The sequence below is a fragment of the Alteromonas sp. HB246098 genome (assembly GCF_054890645.1).
This window is the reverse complement of record NZ_JBTZUG010000009.1, coordinates 135408-157851: the sequence shown is the minus strand read 5'-3', so window position 1 is coordinate 157851 and position 22444 is coordinate 135408. Positions and strand designations below refer to the sequence as shown.

The following is a 22444-nucleotide window of genomic DNA, read 5'->3' as shown; positions in this document are numbered from 1 at the left end:
GACGAGCTCTCTTTTGAAAAAGCGCGCTTAACAGATTTAAAAACACGATGAATGATGATGGTATCTCCGCAGACTATAAAGGTTCGCTATAATAAGTGGATTCATGCTGTGGAACAATAATTTCGGGTGTTTTCACTACTTTTTTCCTATCCCACATCGAAATAGCCGCTTTAAGCGCTGAATCAATATCATCAAATTCTGATGCATTTGGAAAGGAAAAGCCTAAAAAGTCCATTACACGCACAATATTATTTAGCGCTGTATCGTTGTTAACGGGGGCTGCTCGGTTTTGTTTACTCAGTTTTCTGCCTGGCGCGACAGCCGCTACCGGCACATGCCCGTATTGAGGGGCGGTGTAACCGAGTGTTTTATACACCGCGCGCTGCAATGGCGTTACATCAATAAGGTCGCACCCTCTGATTACACAGTTAACTTGCTGAAATACATCATCCAAAATAACAACTAGATTGTAAGAAAACAAACCGTCACGTCGTTTAAGTACTACATCTTCGGCGTTTAAGCTGGCGTTTGAACTAGAAGGCGTAAACTTACCCATGAGCACATCTTCAAAAGCTTCAAGTGGCGTATCTACTTTTAGGCGCAGTGCACAGTCTTGGGTGGCTGAACACACTGTCTTGTCCCGACAATTGCCGTTATAGATACCGCCCATAGCTTTAATTTGCTTACGTGTACAGATGCAAAAATAGGCTTTTTCTTGTGTAAGTAAGTCATCGAGAAGTTCTTGATAACGAGGATGTTGCTGACTTTGGTAAATGACATCGCCATCCCAATACAAACCATGGGCTTCTAGTGTGGTAAGGATGTCCTTGTCGACACCTGCTATGCAGCGTGGTTCGTCGATGTCTTCCATGCGAAGCAACCACGAGCCGTTGTGGCTTTTCGCGTCTAGGTAGCTGGCAACAGCAGTAACGAGTGAACCGAAATGTAATTGGCCGGAGGGTGAGGGAGCAAAGCGCCCTACATAGTGGTTATGCATAATTAAGGTTTAACAAAAAGCCCCATCTTTTTGGGATGAGGCTTTCTATATCAACATACTCGCGGTTATTAGCTTAACCTTGAAGTTGTTTTTCTTTGATTTCAGCCATGGTCTTACAGTCGATACACAAATCAGCTGTAGGACGCGCTTCTAAGCGACGGATACCAATTTCGATACCACAAGAATCGCAGAAGCCGAAATCGTCTTCTTCAATGCGCTTAAGCGTTTTTTCAATTTTCTTTATTAACTTACGCTCACGGTCACGTGTACGTAACTCAAGGCTGAACTCTTCTTCTTGAGCTGCACGGTCTACAGGATCAGGGAAGTTTGCTGCTTCATCCTTCATGTGCGTTACCGTACGGTCAACCTCTTCACGAAGTTGATTGCGCCACGCTTTAAGCAATAGACGAAAGTGCTCAAGTTGGGGCTCGCCCATGTACTCTTCGTCAGCTTTTGGCTCGTACGGCTGCAAACCTGCCAGCGCTAATAGTCCTAGGGATTTTGTTTCTTTTCCTGTTGGCATCTGCCACATCTCCTACACTACGACATCCATCTTGTCCTGATTGGACCGATATCTATATCAGACTCGACAGCTTCAGGCAATCGATCGTGTCTATGTAATTATTATGCTGGTGTGTTGTTTCTAACATTTGCCAGATGTTTAATCATTTATACGACTGGCTACCAGCAAACGCATTAGTGCGTTCTCCCACTAAAACAAGGCGCAAATATGAAGGCGAAATGAAAAAAATCAACCTATTTTTTATAAAATCACAGGGAGTGATTGATTTAATAGGATTTTTTGTTCATCAATTATACAGCCTGCGGCAAGCACAGTTATGCCTGCATTAGCGGCAATCTGTACGCTTTCGGCATAAGTTGGATCAATATGCTTTGCAACTTGAACACTTTCAATAGCGGTATGTTGCACACAGAACAACAAGCTGGTCTTTATACCGCCTTGCGCTAGGCGAGCCAGTTCCAAGCAGTGTTTTGCACCTCGCTGGGTTACCGCATCGGGAAAGTAGCCTTTATTTTTTTCCGCTAAAGTGACGGATTTTACTTCCATGTATTCTGTAAGTTTTTGACGCTGCGCGTTTTCCCTAGTTAACGCGAAGTCGAATCGGCTGTTGGCAGTTGGCGGTGTTACTTCTGCTTTCCAACCGCCGATATCGGAAAATTCACCTAGCACCTTGTTATCTAGTGCTTCTGCCACCAACTTATTAGCATTGTGTGTGTTAATACCGATGAAGTGACCATCAAACGTTTGGGCAAGTTCCCATGTATACTTGAGCTTTCGCTTTGGGTTCGTCGACTCACTTAAAAAAACCGTATATCCCGGTTCAGCGCAGCCGGTCATTGCGCCAGTATTTGGACAATGAGCAGTAACGATTGAACCGTCGTCTAGCTCAACGTCGGCAAGAAATCGCTTGTACCTTTTAATTAAGGTGCCGCGTAATAACGAAGGTGAAAACTTCATGTATCGCCTTTTTTATAAAAATTAGGTTCACCGCGGAGACGTTCCCTGCTGGTACTCGTGTGCTATGGCATAGGGTTTATAGGGAACGCACAATATGTTCGCGGTATGCAGGCAAAAGAGAGTAACAAAGATTTGAGCAAGCGCAAAAAGCGCTTATCGAAAACATAACGATGTATAAGGAATAAAACGCGATGGCAGAATTTACCGTAAGCCTTTCAACCAATAGTGCTGAAGCTGTATGGGGCGAAAGCGCTAAGCTTTCTTTCACTGAATCAGGCGCAGTTATTCACCTACCTGATGACAAGCTTAACGAGCGATTAATTCAGCAAGCAGCGAGAAAGTTAGATGGTCTAGGGTTGCCTGCCGTTGCGCTTAAGGGTGATTGGCATAAAGAGCAACAGTGGGCCTTTGCACTTAGCTTTACCCGTGCTCTTAAGCCTGCCTCTATCCAATGGGCGGATACGGCTGACAAAGCTGCGCTAGAGCAGGAGTATGCGGCATTATTATTTACTCGTCAGCTGGTAAACGAAACTCCTGAAAACCTTAGCCCTGAAACCCTCGCGACACGTGCTGCCCAGTGGCTTAAATCGCTGGGTGGAGACAAAGTCTCTTACTCAATGACAGTAGGTGAAGACCTTAAAGAGCAAGGCTGGATAGGTATTTATAACGTAGGTCGTGGTAGTGAACGCCCGCCTGCAATGCTAGTCCTTGATTACAATCCCACAGGCAACGAAGATGCCCCCGTCGATGCTGTGCTAGTAGGGAAAGGAATTACCTTCGACAGCGGCGGTTACAGCATTAAATCTAGCGAAGGTATGTTAGATATGAAGTGTGACATGGGGGGCGCGGCAACGGTAACTGGCGCGCTAGGCTTATCTATTTCTCAAGGCAGCGAAAAGCGTATCCAGCTAATATTGTGCTGTGCGGAAAACCTGATAAGTGGTCACGCTTATAAACTGGGCGATGTACTTACCTACAAAAATGGGGTAACCGTTGAAGTTGTTAACACTGATGCAGAAGGGCGTTTAGTACTGGCTGATGGTTTGATGGCCGCAACGGAAACTGGCGCACCGCTTATTATCGACGCAGCAACGTTAACGGGTGCGGCAATGGTTGCCTTGGGCTCTGATTATCATGGTGTATTCTCGCTAGATGATAATGCACGCGATCAAATGCTTAAAGCCGCAAAAGCAGAGAATGAACGCTTTTGGCCATTACCCCTTGAAGACTTTCACGCAGACCGTTGCCCTTCAGCGTTTGCTGACACGGCGAACAGCCGCCCGATGAAAGGTGGCGGTGGTGGCGGTGCGTCAAACGCTGCTGGCTTCTTATCGCGCTTTGTTAAAGCAGAAGGCTGGGTACATTTAGATTTGGCTGCGGCCTATCACGGTGGTGCAACCGCTGAAATGCCAGTAGGTGCAACAGCAAAAGGCATTCGTTCAATTGCCAGAATGCTGAAAGATTTCACTGCATAAATAAAAAACAGAGGGGGCTTCACAGAGTGTCGCCCCTTTTCGTTAACTAGATCCCGCCCAAGCGTTCAGCTAGTTTCTTATAACGCTCAACGTCACCGCTATCAAAAAGTGGGTTACCGTCGGTATCTTTGTCTTTTGATACTAAAAGGCTTTCGCGCTCTAGACGCTCTACGCGTACTTCTTGCACACCCAGAAATGCCGCCACTTCTTTTACCGTCATCAAACTCATTACAATTTTTCCTATTGTGGTTGTTTTTGTTAGGTTTTAACCAAGCCTCTACTTTGGTCAAGGCTGTGTGATCTTGTCATTACATCAGAAGCGCTTTGTACAAGACATTACCTAAAAGGCGAATAAAATACTAAACATCCAGCTATGGTGAGCGTGCCTATTTACGCATTGCATAAACCAAAGGCTAGATAAGGTTATCGTTGCTACGCCTGTTGCATACTGCTTCCTATTGTTTTAGTTAAGCCCATTTTTGTTATTTTTCGAGTCTTTTTTACCGATTCTTTTAATGATCGCTAATGATGGGCACGCGCTTTTTGCTTAAAAATCGGAGTTAGATAGATATAAAGAGCAGCAGTCGAGTGTTAAAAGGTGTTTTTTACTCACTCTGCTTGGTTTACCATTGCGCGCCATAACCATCTATCTGCATGAATATTGAGTTATACTTTACGATTCACGCTAAAATTGGGCTTACGCTCTCAATCGGAGACAATAAAAAAATGGATACCTGGTCCGCTGCCGTCATGCTTTTCTTGATCATGGATCCGCTCGGTAATCTGCCGGTTTTTATGTCGGTGCTTAAATCCATTGAGCCTAAAAGACGTCAATTTATTCTTATACGAGAACTATTGTTTGCGCTTGGTATTTTATTCTTATTTCTGTTCAGCGGTCAGTCGGTTCTTAACTTTTTGAATGTAGAGCAAGAAACTGTGAGTATTGCCGGTGGTATCATTCTATTTCTTATTGCGCTTAAGATGATATTTCCGTCGTCCGGCAATCCAAGTGGACTTGCAGTGGGTGAAGAGCCTTTCTTGGTGCCTCTTGCTATCCCTATGATCGCAGGCCCCTCAACCTTAGCGGCGTTAATACTACTTGCTAATCAAGCACCGGATAGAATGGTGGATTGGTCACTAGCGCTTGCTGCTTCCTGGTCGATTAGCGCCGTCATCTTATTATTTTCAAACGTGTTTCATAAAATTTTAGGGGAGCGCGGCCTAGTTGCGATGGAGCGATTAATGGGTATGATCCTCGTTATGATCGCTATCCAAATGTTGTTAGATGGCGTTACCAAATATTTCATGCATGCCACTGGAGCCCTTTAAATGGCAAAGCAAAAACTTAATACCTTTGGGCGTGTTCGCGCCTTGGAAGGCTGGAAATCCGTTGCATTCGGCGCTGCGTTACTGGAACGTATGCTGCCTAACTACACGCTTTTTTGTGAGCTGACAGAAAGTGGTGATGCGAATGCCTTACGCAACTGCTTAAACTTGGTCTGGGAAACACTTAAGTCTCCTAAAAGTAAATTTAATATCGCAGTGCAGCTTGAAAAAGTGGAAGTTGCCACCCCGGATACCAGCGAACACGATAACTATGGCGTGTACCCTGCTATTGATGCAGCTATCGGATTAGCTGGCCTACTTAATCTAATAGCAGGTGACGACCCCCAAGGTGCTGTGGTAATCAGCAAACTATCTCAAGGTAGCGTTGAAGCTTATTTATTAGAAAGCGAAGAAGCTGATGATGAGACCGTGAAAGCTCATCCACTTATGGAATTTGAAGTAGAGGTACAAAACGAACTGCTCGATTACGTTGAGCAGGCTAAGTACCCTGCAAAGGCAGCAGACGAAATGAAAGCTCTCGCGCTGGAAGCGGGTATCTCAAACATAGGTCTTGAACTTTAAAGTAGCTAGGCCGTGCACTGCAGGTAGGTTCACGGCTTTGCGCTAAGTTAAGCGTACGTACGTTTTAGTTAGCTCACTTCTATTAACATGTAGCGCAGTGCGCTGGTGTGTTTTTCTTTAATAACTTGCCAGTGGGTAGGTAAAGAAGGTGTTGTGAGTGCACTCTCATGCTCTAAGTAAACTACACTGCCGCTTTGCACTAGGTTATTCTCTGCAAGCGATATAAGCGCAGGTGCTACCAAATCTTTGCCGAACGGCGGGTCAACAAATACTACATCGTAAGGTAATTCGGTAGGCGTTGAAGCGTTTAGCCCCTTCAATATGTTTAGCGCATTACCTTGGTAGACGTTGGCTGATGCAACCTCATTTACTTTAAGTAAAGAAAGGTTACTTTCTAGCTGTGACACAGCCTGATTATCTAATTCAATAAAATCGCAATGTGCCGCATAGCGCGATAATGCTTCTAAACCCAGTCCACCCGAGCCCGCAAATACATCTAGACAGCGTGCGTCGTTAACATAAGGCATTAGCCAGTTAAATAAGGTCTCTTTATTTCTGTCGGTAGTAGGCCTTAACCCTTCTGCGTTTAATACAGGTAGCTTCCTACCGCGCCATTGACCACCAATAATACGTATCTGCCCAGTGCTATTTGCACGGTGGGCTCTACCATTTTTTGGTGAATGAGGTTTTTTTGCAGAAGATGGTGCCCGAGTGGGGCGAGAAACTCGCTTCATAGTGGCCGACAATGGTATCATGCGTTCATACATTAGGCGGCAAGTGTAGCCGAAATTGCTAAGAATTTATAAGGATTTGTCCTAACGATGTCGAAACTTTTTGGCTGGTTCAGTAAGAACAAGAAAGCAGAGAAACAAAAAGCCCAAGCGGAAGAAGAAGCTCGCTTAAAGGCAGAAGCCGAAGCACAGGCGAAAGCCCAAGCGGAAGAAGAAGCTTGCTTAAAGGCAGAAGCCGAAGCACAGGCGAAAGCGCAAGCGGAAGAAGAGGCTCGCGCAAAGGCGGAAGCTGAAGCACAGGCTAAAGCCCAAGCGGAAGAAGCTCGCTTAAAGGCAGAAGCCGAAGCACAGGCTAACGCCCAAGCGGAAGAAGAAGCTCGCTTAAAGGCAGAAGCCGAAGCACAGGCGAAAGCGCAAGCGGAAGAAGAGGCTCGCGCAAAGGCGGAAGCCGAAGCGCAGGCGAAAGCCCAAGCGGAAGAAGAAGCTCGCTTAAAGGCAGAAGCCGAAGCACAGGCGAAAGCGCAAGCGGAAGAAGAGGCTCGCGTAAAGGCAGAAGCCGAAGCACAGGCGAAAGCGCAAGCGGAAGAAGAAGCTCGCGCAAAGGCGGAAGCTGAAGCACAGGCGAAAGCGCAAGCGGAAGAAGAGGCTCGCGTAAAAGCAGAAGCTGAAGCACAGGCTAAAGCGCAAGCGGAAGAAGAAGCTCGCGTAAAGGCGGAAGCTGAAGCACAGGCTAAAGCCCAAGCGGAAGAGGAGGCTCGCGCAAAGGCAGAAGCCGAAGCACAGGCGAAAGCTCAAGCGGAAGAAAAGCCGAAAGAGAAAAAGTCGCTATTTGCACGCTTAAAAGCCAGCCTATCTCGCACAAAAGAGAATTTAGGCAGCGGTATCGTTAGCCTATTTAAAGGCAAAACCATTGACGACGAGCTGTACGAAGATCTTGAAACACAGCTTTTAGTGGCCGACGTGGGTATGGATACCACACAGAAAATTATTGACCACTTGACTGATAGCGCGTCACGAAAAGACCTTAAAGACGCGGAAGCTTTACTGGAAATCATGAAGCAACAAATGTCGGGTATGCTGTCTGAAGTTAACCAGCCGCTTTCGAAGGTTATGAAAGCGCACGATTCAAGTGAAGGCCCATTTGTTATTTTGATGGTAGGTGTTAACGGTGTTGGTAAAACCACCACTATTGGTAAACTTGCTAAGCAGTTTCAGCAAGAAGGTAAGAAAGTAATGCTTGCCGCCGGTGATACTTTTAGAGCTGCTGCCGTTGAACAGCTTCAAGTATGGGGCGAGCGCAACGACATTCCCGTTATCGCGCAACATACTGGTGCTGACAGTGCATCGGTACTTTACGATGCTCTAGAAGCGGCCAAATCGCGCGGCACTGATATTCTTATTGCTGACACCGCAGGGCGTTTGCAGAACAAGAACAACTTGATGGAAGAGCTAAAGAAAGTGGTTCGCGTTATGAAGAAGATCAACCCCAATGCGCCTCACGAAGTGATGCTTACATTAGACGCTGGTACCGGGCAAAACGCTATTAGCCAAGCTAAGTTGTTTAACGAAGCCGTGGGCTTAACGGGTATCACCCTTACCAAATTAGACGGTACAGCAAAAGGCGGTGTTATATTCTCTATTGCCGATAAGTTTAAAATTCCTATAAGGTATATAGGTGTTGGCGAAAGTATCGATGATTTACGCCAGTTCGACGGCCAAGAATTTATTGACGCCTTGTTTAGCGAAATGGACACACCTGAAAGCTAAAACCAGCAAAGCGGTAGGGAAAAATAATGATAAAGTTTGAGCAGGTAAGCAAAACCTATCCAGGCGGGCAACGTGCGCTTAGTAAGGTGAATTTTCATATTGCCCCAGGTGAAATGGCCTTTTTAACAGGGCACTCGGGTGCAGGAAAAAGTACACTACTTAAACTTATCAGCCTAATGGAGCGCCCAACAGTAGGGCGCGTTCTTATTAATGGTCACGACCTTAACACCATTACCCGTCGAGATATTGCCTACATTCGCCGCGATATTGGTATGATCTTTCAAAGTCATCAGCTGTTAATGGATAAATCAGTTTTTGACAACGTCGCTTTGCCGCTAGTAATTGAAGGGTATACACACAAAGAAATTCGCAAACGTGTGGATGCCGCCCTCGAAATGGTAGGGCTTAGAGACAAAGCCCGCTGCTTGCCTATTACGTTATCTGGAGGTGAGCAACAACGGGTGGGTATTGCGCGAGCAGTGGTAAATAAACCTCCTTTACTGCTAGCCGATGAGCCAACCGGTAACCTCGACCCTAAACTTTCAATGGAAATTATCCGCTTGTTCGAAGATTTTAACCAAGCGGGAGTATCCGTGCTGATTGCGACTCACGACTTAGGGTTAATTGCTCGTATGCGCTATCGCACGCTCACTCTTAAAAACGGGCAAATGATTACTGATGGCCTAACCGACGATATGGGTGGCGCAGGTTCAGGTAATGGCGAAGGAGAGTGGTCTTGAGTATTTTATTTAAAGGTCGCGCCCAAGGCGCATCTGCAGCAAAAGTGGGCATGGTACAAACTATCGTCATGTTCTTTGTTAGCCATGTGCGACAAGCCTTGTCTAGCCTTGGTGAGCTTTGGCGACAGCCCTTAGCCTCGTTAATGACAATTGGCGTACTGGGTTTGAGCATAACCTTGCCAAGCACCCTTTATATCATGGTAAAAAACACTGAGAAAATTACCGCGGGCTGGGACCAGGCATCAGAAATTTCTCTTTTTCTAAAGCCTAATATTAATGCTGCAAGCTCACAACAGCTCGTGGCTAGACTGAATACCTGGTCTGAAATAGACAGTGTGGTTTACATTCCTGCCGATGACGCACTTAAGGAATTTCAGCATTTATCCGGATTAGGCGATGCTATCGCGTATCTGGAGAAAAACCCGCTGCCAGATGTTGTTTTAGTTACGCCTGGTGAAAAACATGCATCACCCACTGCTGCTAAAGCGCTGTTAGACAAGCTGCGCCAGCAGCGAGAAGTAGACATTGGCAAGCTCGATATTGAGTGGTTAGAGCGCTTGTACGCAGTTATTGATATCGCAAGAGACTTAGTTACTTTAATTGGGTTGCTCTTGTTTATCGCTGTGGTGCTCATTATTGGTAACACTATCCGACTGAACATACTCAACAAATACGATGAAATTGTAGTGATGAAGCTGGTGGGAGCTACCGATGCGTTTATTCACCGCCCTTTTTTATACACAGGTTTTTGGTATGGCTTACTAGGCGGATTAATAGCGTGGTTTGCCGTAATTATTATTTTGTGGTGGATGGATAGCAGCATAACCACATTTGCTGCCATGTATCAGAAAGATTTTAATATTACTGGGCTGACCGGTTCAGCATTGCTAACCATGCTAGGGCTTTCAGTACTATTAGGCTTGCTCGGTTCCCTTATCTCAGTGCAACGTCACGTAAAAGAGATTGAGCCCAAATAAACGTGATGAAATTAAAACCCTAGCTATTGTGCTTACGAGTATGTGCTAACTAGCTAATGGCTAACGCCTTGCATCTTTAATAGTTAAGCAGTAGCGCGTGGGTAGTGTGCAGAAATAGCACTGCGTACACCGTTGCCCCACGTAATAGCTTGGTTGTACAGCATATGTAGTTGCTTTTGATCAATGTTCAGCAACTTTGCTTGCTTGATCACGTTCATCCAAAGAGCACTCTCAAAGGCGCGAACTAACGTCATGTAGTTGTTCATTTCTAGGTTTTTGCCCAACAAGGCGTCGTTCACCTCTTCAGACAGCGGAAGCTGTTTAACAATGTCAGTCATAGACTGGTCGAGTAAACCTTCAAGTAACGAAAATAGCCCAACTAAGAAAGATATCGGCGGGTTATTTTTAATGCCCCTGCGCTCGGCAAGTAAATCAAAAAACTTGGCGCGTACGAGTGACATATGAATGATTTCTAAGGGCTTTTCATCGCCTAAATTAGTCAAACTTAATAACGCGATGAATTTCTTAATTTCAACTTCACCCATGTAATTTAGGGCATGCTTCAACGATGTAATTTTGTAACGCTTATTGATGGTTGGGTTATTAATAAACTTTAGCAATAAGAAACTAAGCGTGGCGTCGCGTTCAATAATTTGGCTAATGCGCTCAACATCAAAGCTAGTACTTGAACTCTCTCCCATCAAATCTACGATATTCATTTTAGAGGCTGGAAGCTGCTTAAGTATGCGCGCTTCAGGCTGTGAAAAGAAATAGCCTTGGAAGAAGTCGAAGCCTAAGTCTACACAAGTAGAAAAGTTATCTTGGGTATCGACCTGCTCAGCAACAAGCTTCACGTTAGCATCATGATAGCGGGGGATGTGCTTTTCGATGGTTTCAAAGCGAGTTTTAGTGACATCTACTTTTACTATGTCGATAAGAGGGAAGACATCATGGGTTGCGCCTACCATCATAGGGTCGTCGATGGCGAGCTTAAAGCCAAGCTGTTTGATGTGCTGACAAGCTTCATACAGACCGTTCGCGTTATCGGTAGGGTCGGCAAGTTCAACAACGACCGACTCTGGATTGAGCGAAGTTGGAAAGCGCGAAATAATGGTATCAGATGAGAATGTGATAAAGGATGTTTTCTCACCGCTTATATCGTCAAGCCCTAGCGGATGAAAATGTTCAGAAATATACTTAGCTTTTTGGTCGCTGTGTTCTGGGTATGCGCCAGATTTACCATCCCTGAACAAGAGTTCATAGGCAAATACGTTTTTGCTTTTGTCTAAAATAGGCTGGCGAGCTATGAACGCAAACATAAACTAATCCTGAGGCAACATGGTTTGACGAGGTTTTTATTGGTATCAAATGGACTTAGAAAAATTAAGCCCACACCCTAGTCTATGATATGTAGGTATAATCTAACAACAAATCAATGATTATTTTGAAAACCTATTCTTTTATTAAGCTGGTTAGTCATCTTTCAATGCTGCGTTATGAATGTGTTTTGCCCACTTTATTGCTTCATTGTAGTAGCTGTGTAATTGGCTTTGTTTCATTTCATATTTTGTCGCAAATTGCTTAACACCAGCCCACTTAGCTCGTTCAAAATATTGAACAACCGTCAAGCAATTACGCAGCATACCGGGAGTACCGCAAAGCGCGCCCTTAACATCATCACTGATTGGTACCTTGCTTACCAGATCATCAATACGTTGCTCCATCATGGCGTCAAGCAAAGACAATAGTCCAGTAAGGAAGCCTTTCAGCGGATTGTCAGACGTCTCGAGTTGGGTAAACACTAACTCACAAAATTTCGCACGAACCAGTGCCATCTGCATCAATTCGGTGGGTTGACCATCGCTTAAGTTGGCAAGAGCGAGTAAAGATATAAATTTCTTCACTTCTACTTCACCCATAAAGGTTAGCGCATGCTTAAGTGACGTTATCTTATGACGCTTATTTACCATCGGGTTATTGATAAAGCGCAGCAGCAGGTAGGTAAGCGATGGATCTCTTTCAATAATCTTATTCACATCATCGAAATTAAGCTTAGGTTGGCTGCTTAAGGTGAGCAGCTCCATCATAGTTAAGCTGCTTGGCCCCAACTTCCTATGCCTAACGATTTCCGGCTTAGCAAGAAAATAGCCTTGAAAATAATCAAACCCCATTTCTTTGAACTTATGGAATTCTTCATAGGTTTCAATCTTTTCGGCCACTAGTTTGATGCTGTTTGATTTGAAACGCGCTACCAAGGCGGGGATTTTATCGTGAGAAATTTCGGTGATATCAATTTTCACCACACTGGTGAATGGAATGAAGGCTTCCCATTTTCCCTTCATGTCATAATCATCTAGGGCAATTGGGTAACCCAATCCTCTGATATGTTTACACGCTGCAACTAAGGCGTCATCTACCTCTACCGTTTCGACGATTTCGATTACAACTTTGTCAGCATCTAACGACGTAGGAAAGCGAAACATTAGCGTATCTCGATGAAAATTGATGAACGCTTTTTTGTCACCGGTAATTTCTTCAATGCCTAAGCTTAAGTGAGTAGAAGTGAGAATTTTCGAGGTAGCTTCATCGGGAGGGATATCTGGAAAGCAATTTTCCTCGCCCACGCGAAAAAGCAGTTCGTAAGCGTAAACCTCTCGATTTACATTAAATATGGGTTGTCTAGCGACGTAAGCAAACATTAAGTTCCTCTTTGCTTTACTTGCCTTACTCCTTCCTTAAGTATTTCCCTTCCAGTTTTTTATTGTTGTTGTCTGGAAAATGCCATGCAGCGGTCGTAGTGCAAAATCGATTAATACAATCTAATATTTTCAATTTCCGAAGAGAAAAGCAAGGTTTAAAATACTCATATAATCAAGGTATGGCACTACAGCGAGCGTTTAAAAGAACGCTAAGAACGCTGATTGCTAATATTTACGTTATCGCCGATGTAGGTAGCGTATAAACGTTAGAATTCATACCAGTGAGATTAGCTTTTAATTCTTGCTATGTAATTAAAGTATAATAGCGTTGTGGTTAGATGACCTACCCGACTACCACTAAATGCAGGCCAATCGTTGAACGGATGTGGCGTTAGTGGAGTATGAAGTTAAAAGAGCTTGCGCTCATAAGGAATGGTGAGAGGTTTTGACTGAGAGAGCGCTAAATGGATAGTTCTTTCTTAAAGTTGAACTTTTTTTCTTATTCTAGGTCTTGATATTGTAGAAATAGTCACTATACCTACATATCGGTTAGACTTCATATCTTAATTAGGTCTCGCGCAGCTTCAGTTACTTTGTTAATATGAAGCGGCAATAAATGAGGTGAACAATGAGCAACAATTTGCAATCTATGGCCCTGTCAGTGCCACACAGCGGTAGCATTGAAGGCTACATTCAAGCTGTAAGCAGCATTGATATGCTTAGCGCTGAGGAAGAGCGCGAGTTGGCAGTGCGCCTTCGCGAAGACGAAGACTTACAAGCCGCTCGTAAGCTAGTAATGTCACACCTTCGTTTTGTAGTGCACATTGCAAAATCTTACTCAGGTTATGGCTTACCACAAGCCGACTTAATTCAAGAAGGTAACATCGGTCTGATGAAAGCCGTTAAGCGTTTCGACCCTACAGTGGGTGTGCGTTTGGTTTCTTTCGCGGTTCATTGGATCAAGGCAGAAATTCACGAGTTTGTACTTAAAAACTGGAGAATAGTTAAAGTTGCGACAACTAAAGCGCAGCGTAAACTGTTCTTTAACCTTCGTAAGGCGAAAAAGCGTCTTGGTTGGTTTACTCATGCTGAAGTGCAAACCGTTGCAGATGAATTAGGTGTGAGTACGAAAGAAGTGCTTCAAATGGAAGCACGTATGAGTTCTCAGGACCAAGCGTTTGACTTAACTGCAGATGAAGATGAAACAGGTAATTTCGCACCAGTTCAATACCTAGAGGACAAGTCTTCAGACGTTGAAACTGATGTGATTAACAATGATTGGGATACAGCGGCGAGCAAGCGTTTGTATTCAGCAATTAAAACGCTAGACGAGCGTAGCCAAGACATCATTGAAACCCGTTGGTTAGCAGACAATAAGATTACGCTGCAAGATTTAGCTGATAAGTATCAGGTGTCTGCAGAACGTGTTCGTCAAATTGAAAAGAACGCGATGAAAAAACTTCAAGCTGCTATGGTTGCGTAGTACGCACAGTAAATAGCTTGCACAAAAGCTTAACTTTGAAAAAAGCGCCTTTAAGGCGTTTTTTTTATGTGTAGATTTTTATCGCTAGTGGCAAAGCGAGAGCCCGCAACGCTACTCTTCTTCGTTTTTAGAGGGGGGAAGAACGTAGAAGACACCGTCAAACTCGGCTACCGGCGTATCGCCATCCAAAATAGCCACACTCAATTCAAACCGCGCTTTGTTGTCGTTTTCTAGCGGCTTAAACTTACCCGATAAGGTTTCGATATTACAGATGGCCCTTGGCTTCATAGTGATCGGCTTGTGGTAATGGATATCACCATCGCCTAATACAATGTCACCGTCTAATCCACGCTCTTTAAGCTGCAAGTAAATCATGCCCCAGCCGGTAAGTGTAGCTAAAGAGAAAATACTGCCCGCAAACATGGTGCCGTGAATATTAATATTTTTATTCAGCGAAGCGCGGGTTTCAAGGGTGCGCCCGGTATACTGGTATAGTTTTATACCCATGTGCTCAGTAATAGGTATGGTCTCTGACCAGGTTTCCTGCAGCGATTTACACCATTTAGGGTGTAGTATTAAGGAATTGTTTTCAGTGAATTTCTTAACCATTTGCTGGCGTTTAAGCATACCTAATTCGTTAGGGGCTTCACGCTCAATTTCAAAACCACACGCACTAAAAAAGTCGATAGATATTTCGCGGCTATTTGTCACTGCTCGCTCAGCACCTAAGTCTTTGGCAACGTTTTCCAGCGCCGCCATTATCATCTGACCTAAGCCTTTGCGTTGATGGTCCTGATGTACCGCGATATGACGAATTTGTGCTTCCTCAGCAGTGTTTAAATGAACACGACCACAGGCTACAATTTCGTTCTTACGGTTGGTAATAATACGATGCTCTGCGACCTGTTCATATTCGTCTTTCTCAGAGCCGGGAGGGAAATTCCATGGTTGGCGTAAGTGCTCCCATCGAAAATGAAAATAGGCTTCAAATTCGGCGTCGCTTTTTGGCGTAACTACCTTGTACACAATAAACCGACCTTCTTAAATGAATGAAGGAGTATTTAAACGTAAGAACCCATGAGGTACAAGTTTAATTGTGTAAGCAAACTTGGAATGCCGAAGAAGTACACAGTTACCTGTAAACTGATGGACCTAAAAGTTACGGACTAAAAAGCGAGGATTGCCCTTATCGCCTTCGCCTAGCTGGTAAAAATAAAGGTTCAGCCGCCTAGCGCAGGGAGACGCGCCCCTTGAGCTCTTAGACATTGAACTGAAAAGTAACAGGCCCGTCGTTAATAAGGCCAACTTGCATATCTGCACCGAACTCGCCTGTGGCTACTTTCATGCCTTTATTTTTAAGGGCCTGCACAAATTGTTCATAGATAGCTTGACCATGCTCTGGGGATGCACCGCGAGAGAAGCCTGGACGGTTCCCTTTTTGAGTGTCTGCAACAAGCGTGAACTGAGATACCACCAGTATTTCGCCATCGACTTGCTCAATATTTAAATTCATTTTGCCATCTTCATCGCTAAACATGCGATACCGACACAGTTTATTTGCAAGCTTCTCTATTTGCGCTTCGCTGTCTTCCTTTTCCACACCTAACAGCACTAACATGCCTTTGCCAATCTCACCAATAACGTTACCGTCTACAGCTACATTAGCTTCTGATACCCGTTGGATAAGTCCTATCACTTTGATGACTCCTGAATAAAGCGTGACATGTCGCGAGTAGCGCGGCAAAGAGCATATCCTATACTGGGCTCGGATGTGCTGTGCCCCGCATCCGGGATGATTTGTAACTGGCTCTGTGGCCATGCTTTGTGAAGTGCTTCAGCAGCTTCCGTTTTACATATCATATCGTAGCGACCGTGAATAATAGTGCCCGGAATATGACTTATTTTATCAATGTTTTCAAGGATGTAGTTTTCATCTAAAAAACACTTGTTAGAAAGGAAGTGGCACTCCAAAGTTGCTAGGCAAGTGACCAATTGCATGGGGTAATTGTCAGTAGAGTCACCTACGCCGGGTGGTAAAGTAATGCGCGATAATCGCTCTTCCCATTGATACCAGCGCTTTAAGGCTGCGTGGCGCAGTACATCATTGCTAGAGCGTACCATTGCGCTATAAAAACTGCAGACTGCACTTGAGGTCACCGGTGTAGGCACATCCTTGGTGAATTTGCGGTAGTACTCAGGAAATAACTGAGCTGCGCATCCATTTGGCGATAAAAACCAATCTCTGTCTTCTTGCCGGGCTAAAAATACGCCGCGAAGAATGAGACCTGTTACTCGCGAGGTATACTTGAGCGCATAAAGTAAGGCGAGTGTAGAGCCCCATGAGCCGCCGAATAGTAAAAATTTTGGTATAGAAAGGTGAGTTCGTAGTGCTTCTATATCTTCAACATTAGACCAAGTGTCGTTGTTTATCGTATCAGCGAGGGGGGTAGAGCGGCCGCAACCACGTTGCTCATAACCTATAATGCGATATTTGTTGCTATCAAAAAAGCATTTGTAGTTAGGGGGTAAGCCTGCGCCAGGTCCGCCGTGAATAAAAAGTACGGGGATACCGTTTGGATTGCCACTTTGCTCGAAGTAAAGCGAATGCCCACTTCCCACTTCGATAAATCCGTTTTCATAGTAGGTAACATCGGGGTAAAGTCGTTTCATTTTGTTTCTGCGCGTTGTGTGAGTGCCTGTTTTAGTTTAGTTTATTGTTATTCAAACGTTTGCGTGCTGACTGCTTCAACGCCGTTTTTGCTTGTAAATTAAGCAATGAACGCTAAGTCTATACTATAGAACAAGTGTCATTACGTGCTAGCTAATCATATTATAGTCATAAATGCGAGGATGTTGATATGGCAGGTCAAGGATCGGGCGGTAACGTTATCGCCGCAATTTGTAACTTCTTTATTCCTGGGTTAGGTCACCTGGTACAGGGAAGAATTTTAGGTGCATTGTTCTTTTTCATCACAGTAGGCGTATGTTATGCCTTAGCTGCAACTGTGGTACTTGCCATTGTCTTTTGGCCTTTAGGTGCCCTTTTGCATTTGATTTGTATTATAAGCGCAGCACGTTTTAGAGGTGGAGTAACCGCATGAAGTTAATCGCATCAGCATTTGTTGCTATGCTTGCCCTGAGTGGGTGTCAGTCTGCATATTACGCAGCATGGGAAAAGGTAGGCGTTGAAAAGCGCGATATCTTAGTTGACCGCGTTGAAAACGCAAAAGAATCACAGGAAGACGCACAAGAGCAGTTTAACTCTGCGTTAGAAGCATTCAGTGCTGCTGTTGCGTTCGATGGTGGAGAGCTAGAAGACGTTTACAATCGCTTGAATGGTCAGTACGAAGACAGCGTTGCTGCTTCAGAAGAAGTGAGTTCACGCATCGATAAAGTGGAAAGCGTTGCTGAAGCTTTGTTTGACGAGTGGGCAGAAGAGCTTGAAAAGTATGAGAATGCGTCGTTGAAACGGGATAGCGCGGCGAAGCTTCGCGAGACCAAGCGTCGCTACTCTTCATTAATGACAGCTATGCGTAAAGCTGAAAGCAAAATGCCACCAGTATTAAGCGCGCTTCAAGATAATGTGTTGTACTTGAAGCACAACCTAAATGCCAGCGCCATTGGTGCACTGCAGGGCGAACTTTCTACTATTGAAAACAATGTTGCTCAGCTTATCAGACAAATGAATTCAGCTATCGCTGAGTCTGACGCTTTTATATCTTCGATGAAAAACTAGCCATTAGTTAGGCATTAATTATAAAGAAGGGAGCTTGTAGCTCCCTTCTTTCGTTTCATACATTTTTTATAGAGCCGAGGCGTAAGGCTAATCATCATTACGCCCGTTTTAGGTCGGCTACTCCTTTGGAACTTTGCGCGGCTCGTTCTCTGCTTTACGGTTTTCAAAAGCTTCGCCTAAACTGCACGTGAATTCTGCCCCAAACAGCACAATTATCCACGACAAATACACCCATAAAAACAGGATAGGTACCACCGCTAGGGCGCCATAAATTAATTCGTAAGAAGGAAAGTTCGTTACATACAAGGCAAAGCCCGATTTAGTAATTTCAAAAGCTATGGTGGCAACAATTGCGCCTATGAAAGCATGGCGGGCAAACACTCTTCTATTTGGCACTACCATGTACAAGATGGTGAATGCGAGCATGGCAGCACCGCTTGGCACAAGGCTGAGTAAGAAGGTTCCCAATCCAGGCGTGTACTCTTCGGTAAAAGCAGCGAGGCCAGTTAAATAGGAACTTACTACTACGCTAGAGCCAATTAGCATGGGCCCTAAGGTGATCACCATCCAATAGATAGCAAAAGTGTACACTATGGGTCTGTCACTTTGCGTGCGCCAAATTCTATTAAGGGTTTTATCTACGTTTGATATGAGCATTAGCGCTACGACCAGCAGTGACAAAATACCAATAGCGCTCATTTGGGAGGCATTGCCAACAAAATCAGTCATGTACTTGTGTACCACATCGCTGGCGGTAGGCACAAAGTTACTAAAAACAAAATGCTCAAGTTTGCTTCTTACCGATGCGAAGGCAGGAAAGGCCGACATTATGGTAAAGGTCACCATAATAAAGGGTACTAAAGATAACAAAGTTACATAAGCCAAGTGCCCAGCAGAAATAGTAATATTGTCTTCTCTACAGCGCTTTATAAAGATGCTGAAGAGCTCTCTTAGCTGAGGAGTAACATTGTTATATAAGGTTTTAACCTTGTCTAAATCCACTCGACTTCTCCTGGCGATACCCTCTGGCAGACAAACAGCGTGATCTTTTGATGGGAGACCTTACGGTATCAATAGTTCAATTCATAATACAGCAAATGGTAACTGGCGTAGGCTTCAGTGGCAAAAGGTTAATCAATACTTTATACAACAAAGGCGCATGGAATGCGCCTTTAGTTATCTACTTGTATAGCTTTGTTACCGCTACACAAAATCAATCGCCGGAGCGCACACCTAGCATATGACAGATTGCATAGCTTAGTTCACTACGGTTGAGAGTATAGAAGTGAAAGTGCTTCACCCCTTCTTTTGCCAGTACCTTCACTTGGTCCATGGCAATATTAGCGCCTATTAGGTTACGAGTGGCTTGATCATCTGCATCAAGACCGTCGAACATCTTGTGCAACCAGCCCGGAACGTGCACGTCTGTAAAGCCAGCAAACCTTACTAACGTTTGGTAGTTAGTCACAGGTAAAATTCCTGGAACTATGTCTAAGTCTACTCCCGCGGCGGCTGCGCGGTCTCTAAATCGCAGGTAAACACTCGTATCGAAGAAGAACTGGGTTATCGCTTCGGTAGCGCCAGCTTCAGCTTTGCGTTTAAGGTTTAGCAAGTCGAACTGCGCATTTGGCGCTTCAGGGTGTTTTTCTGGGTAGGCAGCAACTGAAATATCAAAATCGGCAACGTCTTTTAGTAAGGCAACTAAGTCAGAGGCATACATCTCTGTTTTGTCTACCCCTTTAGGCAAGTCGCCACGCAAGGCGACAATACGGCGAATGCCAGAATCCCAGTAGTCTCTTGCAATTTGCTTTAATTCATCACGGCTTGCGTCGACACAGGTTAAGTGAGGAACGGCAGCAACGCCTGTTTGCTGTTGAATACGTTTTACCACATCGTGGGTTCTGTCACGTTCACCGCTATTGGCGCCGTAAGTAACCGACATGTAGCTTGGCTTTAGCGGGGCTAGACGTTCAACCGACTTCCACAGGGTTTGTTCCATGGCTTCCGTTTTAGGCGGAAAGAATTCAAAAGATACATCAATATCACGCAGCTCCGACAGGGACTGGTTTAATGCATCGATACCTTGTGCGTAAGAAACCATGGTTTATACTCTCAAAAATGTAATCTTATAGACGTTTAGACGTCTAAATTAAAGAATATATGTCTAGACGTCAAGAGGTTTACACTGCTCAATTGACCTTTTCGTGAACTTGTTTAGAATTTCTCTTCATAATATAAAAAGAGTAGACCGAGTTAGTACAATGGCAGAATGGAACGGTAAATATATTCACCCCTACGCAGAACATGGGAAAAAGAGCGAGCAGGTAAAGAAAGTCACTGTCTCTATACCTATTAATGTGCTTAAAGCACTTACTGATGAGCGTACCCGACGCCAAATCAATAATTTGCGCCACGCCACTAATTCGGAACTGTTGTGTGAAGCGTTTTTACACGCGTTTACCGGACAACCTTTGCCTAACGACGATGACCTGCGTAAAGACAACCCTAATCGCGTGCCGGCTGAAGCTAGGCGCATTATGGAAGAAATGGGTATTGATCCAAGCTTCGAAAATGATGTGTCTGAAGACGACTGATATCTATCATTAAAGAGACACGGCCCTGTATTGTATGTTAGCGGATGTAAGTAATTACCTACAACACAGCGCCGTTTTTATGTATCTTTATTCTTCCGGGTTTTCAGGCACTCGTGCAACGCCCGACTCAATAGCCGCCTTAGATACAGCGGTAGCAATACGCTCGCACAGACGTGGGTCCATAGGCTTGGGAATAATATAATCCTTACCAAACGTTAGGCTGTCACTTTTACTTGCGGCTAATACTTCCTCTGGGACGGGTTCTTTTGTAATAGCACGAAGGGCTTCAACTGCCGCCACTTTCATCTCGTCATTAATAGCTGTAGCGCGAACGTCTAGAGCGCCACGGAAAATAAATGGAAAGCACAGCACGTTGTTTACCTGATTAGGGTAGTCTGAGCGTCCAGTAGCCATAATTAGGTCTTTATGTACTTCGTGAGCGAGTTCAGGCTTTATCTCTGGGTCAGGGTTAGAGCATGCAAATACAATTGGATTTTCAGCCATCAAAGAAAGCGCTTCTGGCGGTAAAACATCAGGGCCTGATACACCGACAAAGATATCTGCGCCTTCCATTACATCTTCAAGGGTGCGCTTATCAGTGTTGTTAGCAAACAGCTTCTTGTGCTCAGTTAAATCTTCGCGACGAGTGTGGATAACGCCTTTCCTATCTAACATGTAGATACGCTCACGCTGGGCTCCACACTTAATCAGTAGCTCCATACAGGCAACCGCTGCTGCGCCAGCGCCCATGCAAACAATTTTAGCGTTCTCTATATTTTTGCCCTGAATCTCTAAAGCGTTAAGCATACCTGCGGCGGTTACAATAGCGGTACCGTGTTGATCATCATGGAATACTGGGATTTTACAGCGCTTAATGAGCTCTTGCTCAATTTCAAAGCATTCCGGCGCTTTGATATCTTCTAGGTTAATACCGCCAAACGTATCAGCAATATTGGCTACAGTATTGATGAATTCTTCCGTCGTACGATGTTTCACTTCAATATCAATGGCATCTAAACCAGCAAAGCGTTTAAATAGAAGCGCTTTACCTTCCATGACAGGTTTTGAAGCTAATGGGCCTAAATTGCCTAATCCTAAAATTGCCGTTCCGTTACTAATAACAGCAATAAGGTTGCCTTTACCCGTATATTTATAGGCATTATCTGCATCTTCGGCGATTTCTCTCACCGGTTCGGCAACGCCCGGGCTATAAGCAAGAGCAAGATCGTCGACACTATCGGCAGGCTTAGATAGCTCTACGCGAATTTTTCCAGGCGTGGGTTTGGCGTGATAGTCAAGTGCGCGTTGTCTAAAATCTGACATGTAAAAAAGTATCCTTAGATGTAGGGTTCATCGGTGTTTTCGTTCACGCTCTGTAGCTATTTTATTATCGTTGTAGTTATAGGTAGATAAACATAAGCGCGTTACAACCAACTAATGACAAAAGTGATTATAAATAGTTGTGGGCACTGGTGTGGTACGTTGGAAACTGCAGACCTAGCGTTAACGCTTTCTGATTTTCCTCACATATCGCTGTTGATATTAGGACTAACATTTAGACCTACATTTATATCCAAAAGCGCCACGAGCCTTTACAGTAAAGCATTATTCATAAAATTAATGCTCACTATCAAGGTGCCGATCGCAACTCTAACACAGCCAATCACTGTGTACATATCTGATCAGAATTCTCAATTATCAATGTAGGTTAGGCATACTAATTAGACCAGTAAAATAAGCCTATAATTGTCATTCATAAAATTTATTATTAATCCGCTTAATATTTTGAGGGTGTATTGTAATGGTATTGTAGATGCGGGTGCTTTAACGGCTAAAATACTTATCAATTTATATTCT

Annotated in this window: 23 protein-coding genes; 10 read left to right on the top strand and 13 right to left on the bottom strand. The window is 44.4% G+C overall.

From position 1 onward, the window contains the following. Positions 1 to 73: 73 nt before the first annotated feature. The 3 genes from gluQRS to sfsA form a co-directional block, all read right to left on the bottom strand. The gene (gene gluQRS / locus ACYTPF_RS17315; RefSeq protein WP_461853076.1) at positions 74 to 997 is read right to left on the bottom strand and encodes a tRNA glutamyl-Q(34) synthetase GluQRS; all 924 of its coding nucleotides are present in this window, start codon (positions 995 to 997) and stop codon (positions 74 to 76) included. A gap of 73 nt (positions 998 to 1070) precedes the next feature. After that, the gene (dksA, locus tag ACYTPF_RS17310; RefSeq protein WP_012519849.1) at positions 1071 to 1520 is read right to left on the bottom strand and encodes an RNA polymerase-binding protein DksA; all 450 of its coding nucleotides are present in this window, start codon (positions 1518 to 1520) and stop codon (positions 1071 to 1073) included. Positions 1521 to 1760: 240 nt separating this feature from the next. Continuing rightward, a complete protein-coding gene (gene sfsA, locus ACYTPF_RS17305) occupies positions 1761 to 2477 on the bottom strand; it encodes a DNA/RNA nuclease SfsA (RefSeq protein WP_461853075.1) in 717 nt (238 codons plus the stop codon). 191 nt (positions 2478 to 2668) lie between these two features. Here sfsA and pepB point away from each other — a divergent pair, with 191 nt between their 5' ends. Then, a complete protein-coding gene (gene pepB / locus ACYTPF_RS17300; protein WP_461853074.1) occupies positions 2669 to 3952 on the top strand; it encodes an aminopeptidase PepB in 1284 nt (427 codons plus the stop codon). 46 nt (positions 3953 to 3998) lie between these two features. Here the strand turns inward: pepB and ACYTPF_RS17295 are convergent, their stop codons facing one another. Next, positions 3999 to 4181 (bottom strand): helix-turn-helix domain-containing protein, encoded by a 183-nt coding sequence (locus tag ACYTPF_RS17295; RefSeq protein ID WP_118491748.1) that lies wholly within the window; start codon positions 4179 to 4181, stop codon positions 3999 to 4001. Positions 4182 to 4678: 497 nt separating this feature from the next. On the opposite strand from ACYTPF_RS17295, the gene ACYTPF_RS17290 reads away from it, so the two are divergent. After that, on the top strand, positions 4679 to 5281 hold the full coding sequence (locus ACYTPF_RS17290) for a YhgN family NAAT transporter (RefSeq protein WP_118491750.1): 603 nt from the start codon (positions 4679 to 4681) through the stop codon (positions 5279 to 5281). Next, positions 5282 to 5860 (top strand): YjaG family protein, encoded by a 579-nt coding sequence (locus ACYTPF_RS17285; RefSeq protein WP_179984778.1) that lies wholly within the window; start codon positions 5282 to 5284, stop codon positions 5858 to 5860. A gap of 68 nt (positions 5861 to 5928) precedes the next feature. On the opposite strand, the gene rsmD is transcribed toward ACYTPF_RS17285, so the two are convergent. Continuing rightward, on the bottom strand, positions 5929 to 6615 hold the full coding sequence (rsmD, locus tag ACYTPF_RS17280) for a 16S rRNA (guanine(966)-N(2))-methyltransferase RsmD (RefSeq protein WP_179984777.1): 687 nt from the start codon (positions 6613 to 6615) through the stop codon (positions 5929 to 5931). Between the two features lie 66 nt (positions 6616 to 6681). Here rsmD and ftsY point away from each other — a divergent pair, with 66 nt between their 5' ends. The 3 genes from ftsY to ftsX are packed head-to-tail and all read left to right on the top strand — an operon-like array spanning position 6682 to position 10075. Then, on the top strand, positions 6682 to 8358 hold the full coding sequence (gene ftsY, locus ACYTPF_RS17275) for a signal recognition particle-docking protein FtsY (protein ID WP_461853073.1): 1677 nt from the start codon (positions 6682 to 6684) through the stop codon (positions 8356 to 8358). Positions 8359 to 8384: 26 nt separating this feature from the next. Continuing rightward, entirely contained in the window at positions 8385 to 9098 is a 714-nt protein-coding gene (gene ftsE, locus ACYTPF_RS17270; RefSeq protein WP_461853072.1) for a cell division ATP-binding protein FtsE, read from the top strand. Beyond that, positions 9095 to 10075 carry a permease-like cell division protein FtsX gene (gene ftsX, locus ACYTPF_RS17265; protein WP_461853071.1) on the top strand — a complete coding sequence of 327 codons (981 nt, stop codon included), beginning with the start codon at positions 9095 to 9097 and terminating at the stop codon, positions 10073 to 10075. The genes ftsE and ftsX overlap by 4 nt, the downstream gene beginning before the upstream one ends. Positions 10076 to 10158: 83 nt before the next feature. Here the strand turns inward: ftsX and ACYTPF_RS17260 are convergent, their stop codons facing one another. After that, positions 10159 to 11394, bottom strand: a complete 1236-nt coding sequence (locus tag ACYTPF_RS17260) for an EAL and HDOD domain-containing protein (RefSeq protein WP_461853070.1) — start codon at positions 11392 to 11394, stop codon at positions 10159 to 10161. Positions 11395 to 11547: 153 nt separating this feature from the next. Continuing rightward, entirely contained in the window at positions 11548 to 12774 is a 1227-nt protein-coding gene (locus tag ACYTPF_RS17255) for an EAL and HDOD domain-containing protein (protein WP_461853069.1), read from the bottom strand. Positions 12775 to 13402: 628 nt separating this feature from the next. Here ACYTPF_RS17255 and rpoH point away from each other — a divergent pair. Continuing rightward, positions 13403 to 14257 carry an RNA polymerase sigma factor RpoH gene (gene rpoH, locus ACYTPF_RS17250; protein ID WP_179984771.1) on the top strand — a complete coding sequence of 285 codons (855 nt, stop codon included), beginning with the start codon at positions 13403 to 13405 and terminating at the stop codon, positions 14255 to 14257. Positions 14258 to 14368: 111 nt separating this feature from the next. On the opposite strand, the gene ACYTPF_RS17245 is transcribed toward rpoH, so the two are convergent. From ACYTPF_RS17245 to pip, 3 genes are all read right to left on the bottom strand, one after another. Further along, positions 14369 to 15283, bottom strand: coding sequence for a bifunctional GNAT family N-acetyltransferase/hotdog fold thioesterase (locus ACYTPF_RS17245; protein ID WP_179984770.1), 915 nt, complete (start codon positions 15281 to 15283; stop codon positions 14369 to 14371). Positions 15284 to 15515: 232 nt separating this feature from the next. Then, a complete protein-coding gene (dtd, locus tag ACYTPF_RS17240; protein ID WP_179984769.1) occupies positions 15516 to 15953 on the bottom strand; it encodes a D-aminoacyl-tRNA deacylase in 438 nt (145 codons plus the stop codon). Further along, entirely contained in the window at positions 15950 to 16927 is a 978-nt protein-coding gene (gene pip / locus ACYTPF_RS17235; RefSeq protein WP_179984768.1) for a prolyl aminopeptidase, read from the bottom strand. The genes dtd and pip overlap by 4 nt, the downstream gene beginning before the upstream one ends. Positions 16928 to 17115: 188 nt before the next feature. Here pip and ACYTPF_RS17230 point away from each other — a divergent pair, with 188 nt between their 5' ends. Both ACYTPF_RS17230 and ACYTPF_RS17225 read left to right on the top strand, forming a co-directional pair. Continuing rightward, entirely contained in the window at positions 17116 to 17358 is a 243-nt protein-coding gene (locus ACYTPF_RS17230; RefSeq protein WP_025257569.1) for a hypothetical protein, read from the top strand. Further along, on the top strand, positions 17355 to 17993 hold the full coding sequence (locus ACYTPF_RS17225) for a DUF2959 domain-containing protein (protein ID WP_179984767.1): 639 nt from the start codon (positions 17355 to 17357) through the stop codon (positions 17991 to 17993). Before ACYTPF_RS17230 ends, ACYTPF_RS17225 begins: the two co-directional genes overlap by 4 nt. A 117-nt stretch (positions 17994 to 18110) precedes the next feature. Here the strand turns inward: ACYTPF_RS17225 and ACYTPF_RS17220 are convergent, their stop codons facing one another. Both ACYTPF_RS17220 and metF read right to left on the bottom strand, forming a co-directional pair. Continuing rightward, positions 18111 to 18995 (bottom strand): virulence factor BrkB family protein, encoded by an 885-nt coding sequence (locus ACYTPF_RS17220; RefSeq protein ID WP_179984766.1) that lies wholly within the window; start codon positions 18993 to 18995, stop codon positions 18111 to 18113. Positions 18996 to 19206: 211 nt separating this feature from the next. Next, positions 19207 to 20094: a methylenetetrahydrofolate reductase gene (gene metF / locus ACYTPF_RS17215; RefSeq protein ID WP_179984765.1), complete on the bottom strand. Its 888-nt coding sequence runs from the start codon at positions 20092 to 20094 to the stop codon at positions 19207 to 19209. A gap of 160 nt (positions 20095 to 20254) precedes the next feature. On the opposite strand from metF, the gene metJ reads away from it, so the two are divergent. Then, on the top strand, positions 20255 to 20587 hold the full coding sequence (gene metJ, locus ACYTPF_RS17210; protein ID WP_014950979.1) for a met regulon transcriptional regulator MetJ: 333 nt from the start codon (positions 20255 to 20257) through the stop codon (positions 20585 to 20587). Between the two features lie 87 nt (positions 20588 to 20674). Here metJ and ACYTPF_RS17205 read toward each other — a convergent pair whose 3' ends face one another. Then, on the bottom strand, positions 20675 to 21910 hold the full coding sequence (locus ACYTPF_RS17205; protein WP_461853068.1) for a malic enzyme-like NAD(P)-binding protein: 1236 nt from the start codon (positions 21908 to 21910) through the stop codon (positions 20675 to 20677). Between the last annotated feature and the right edge of the window lie 534 nt (positions 21911 to 22444).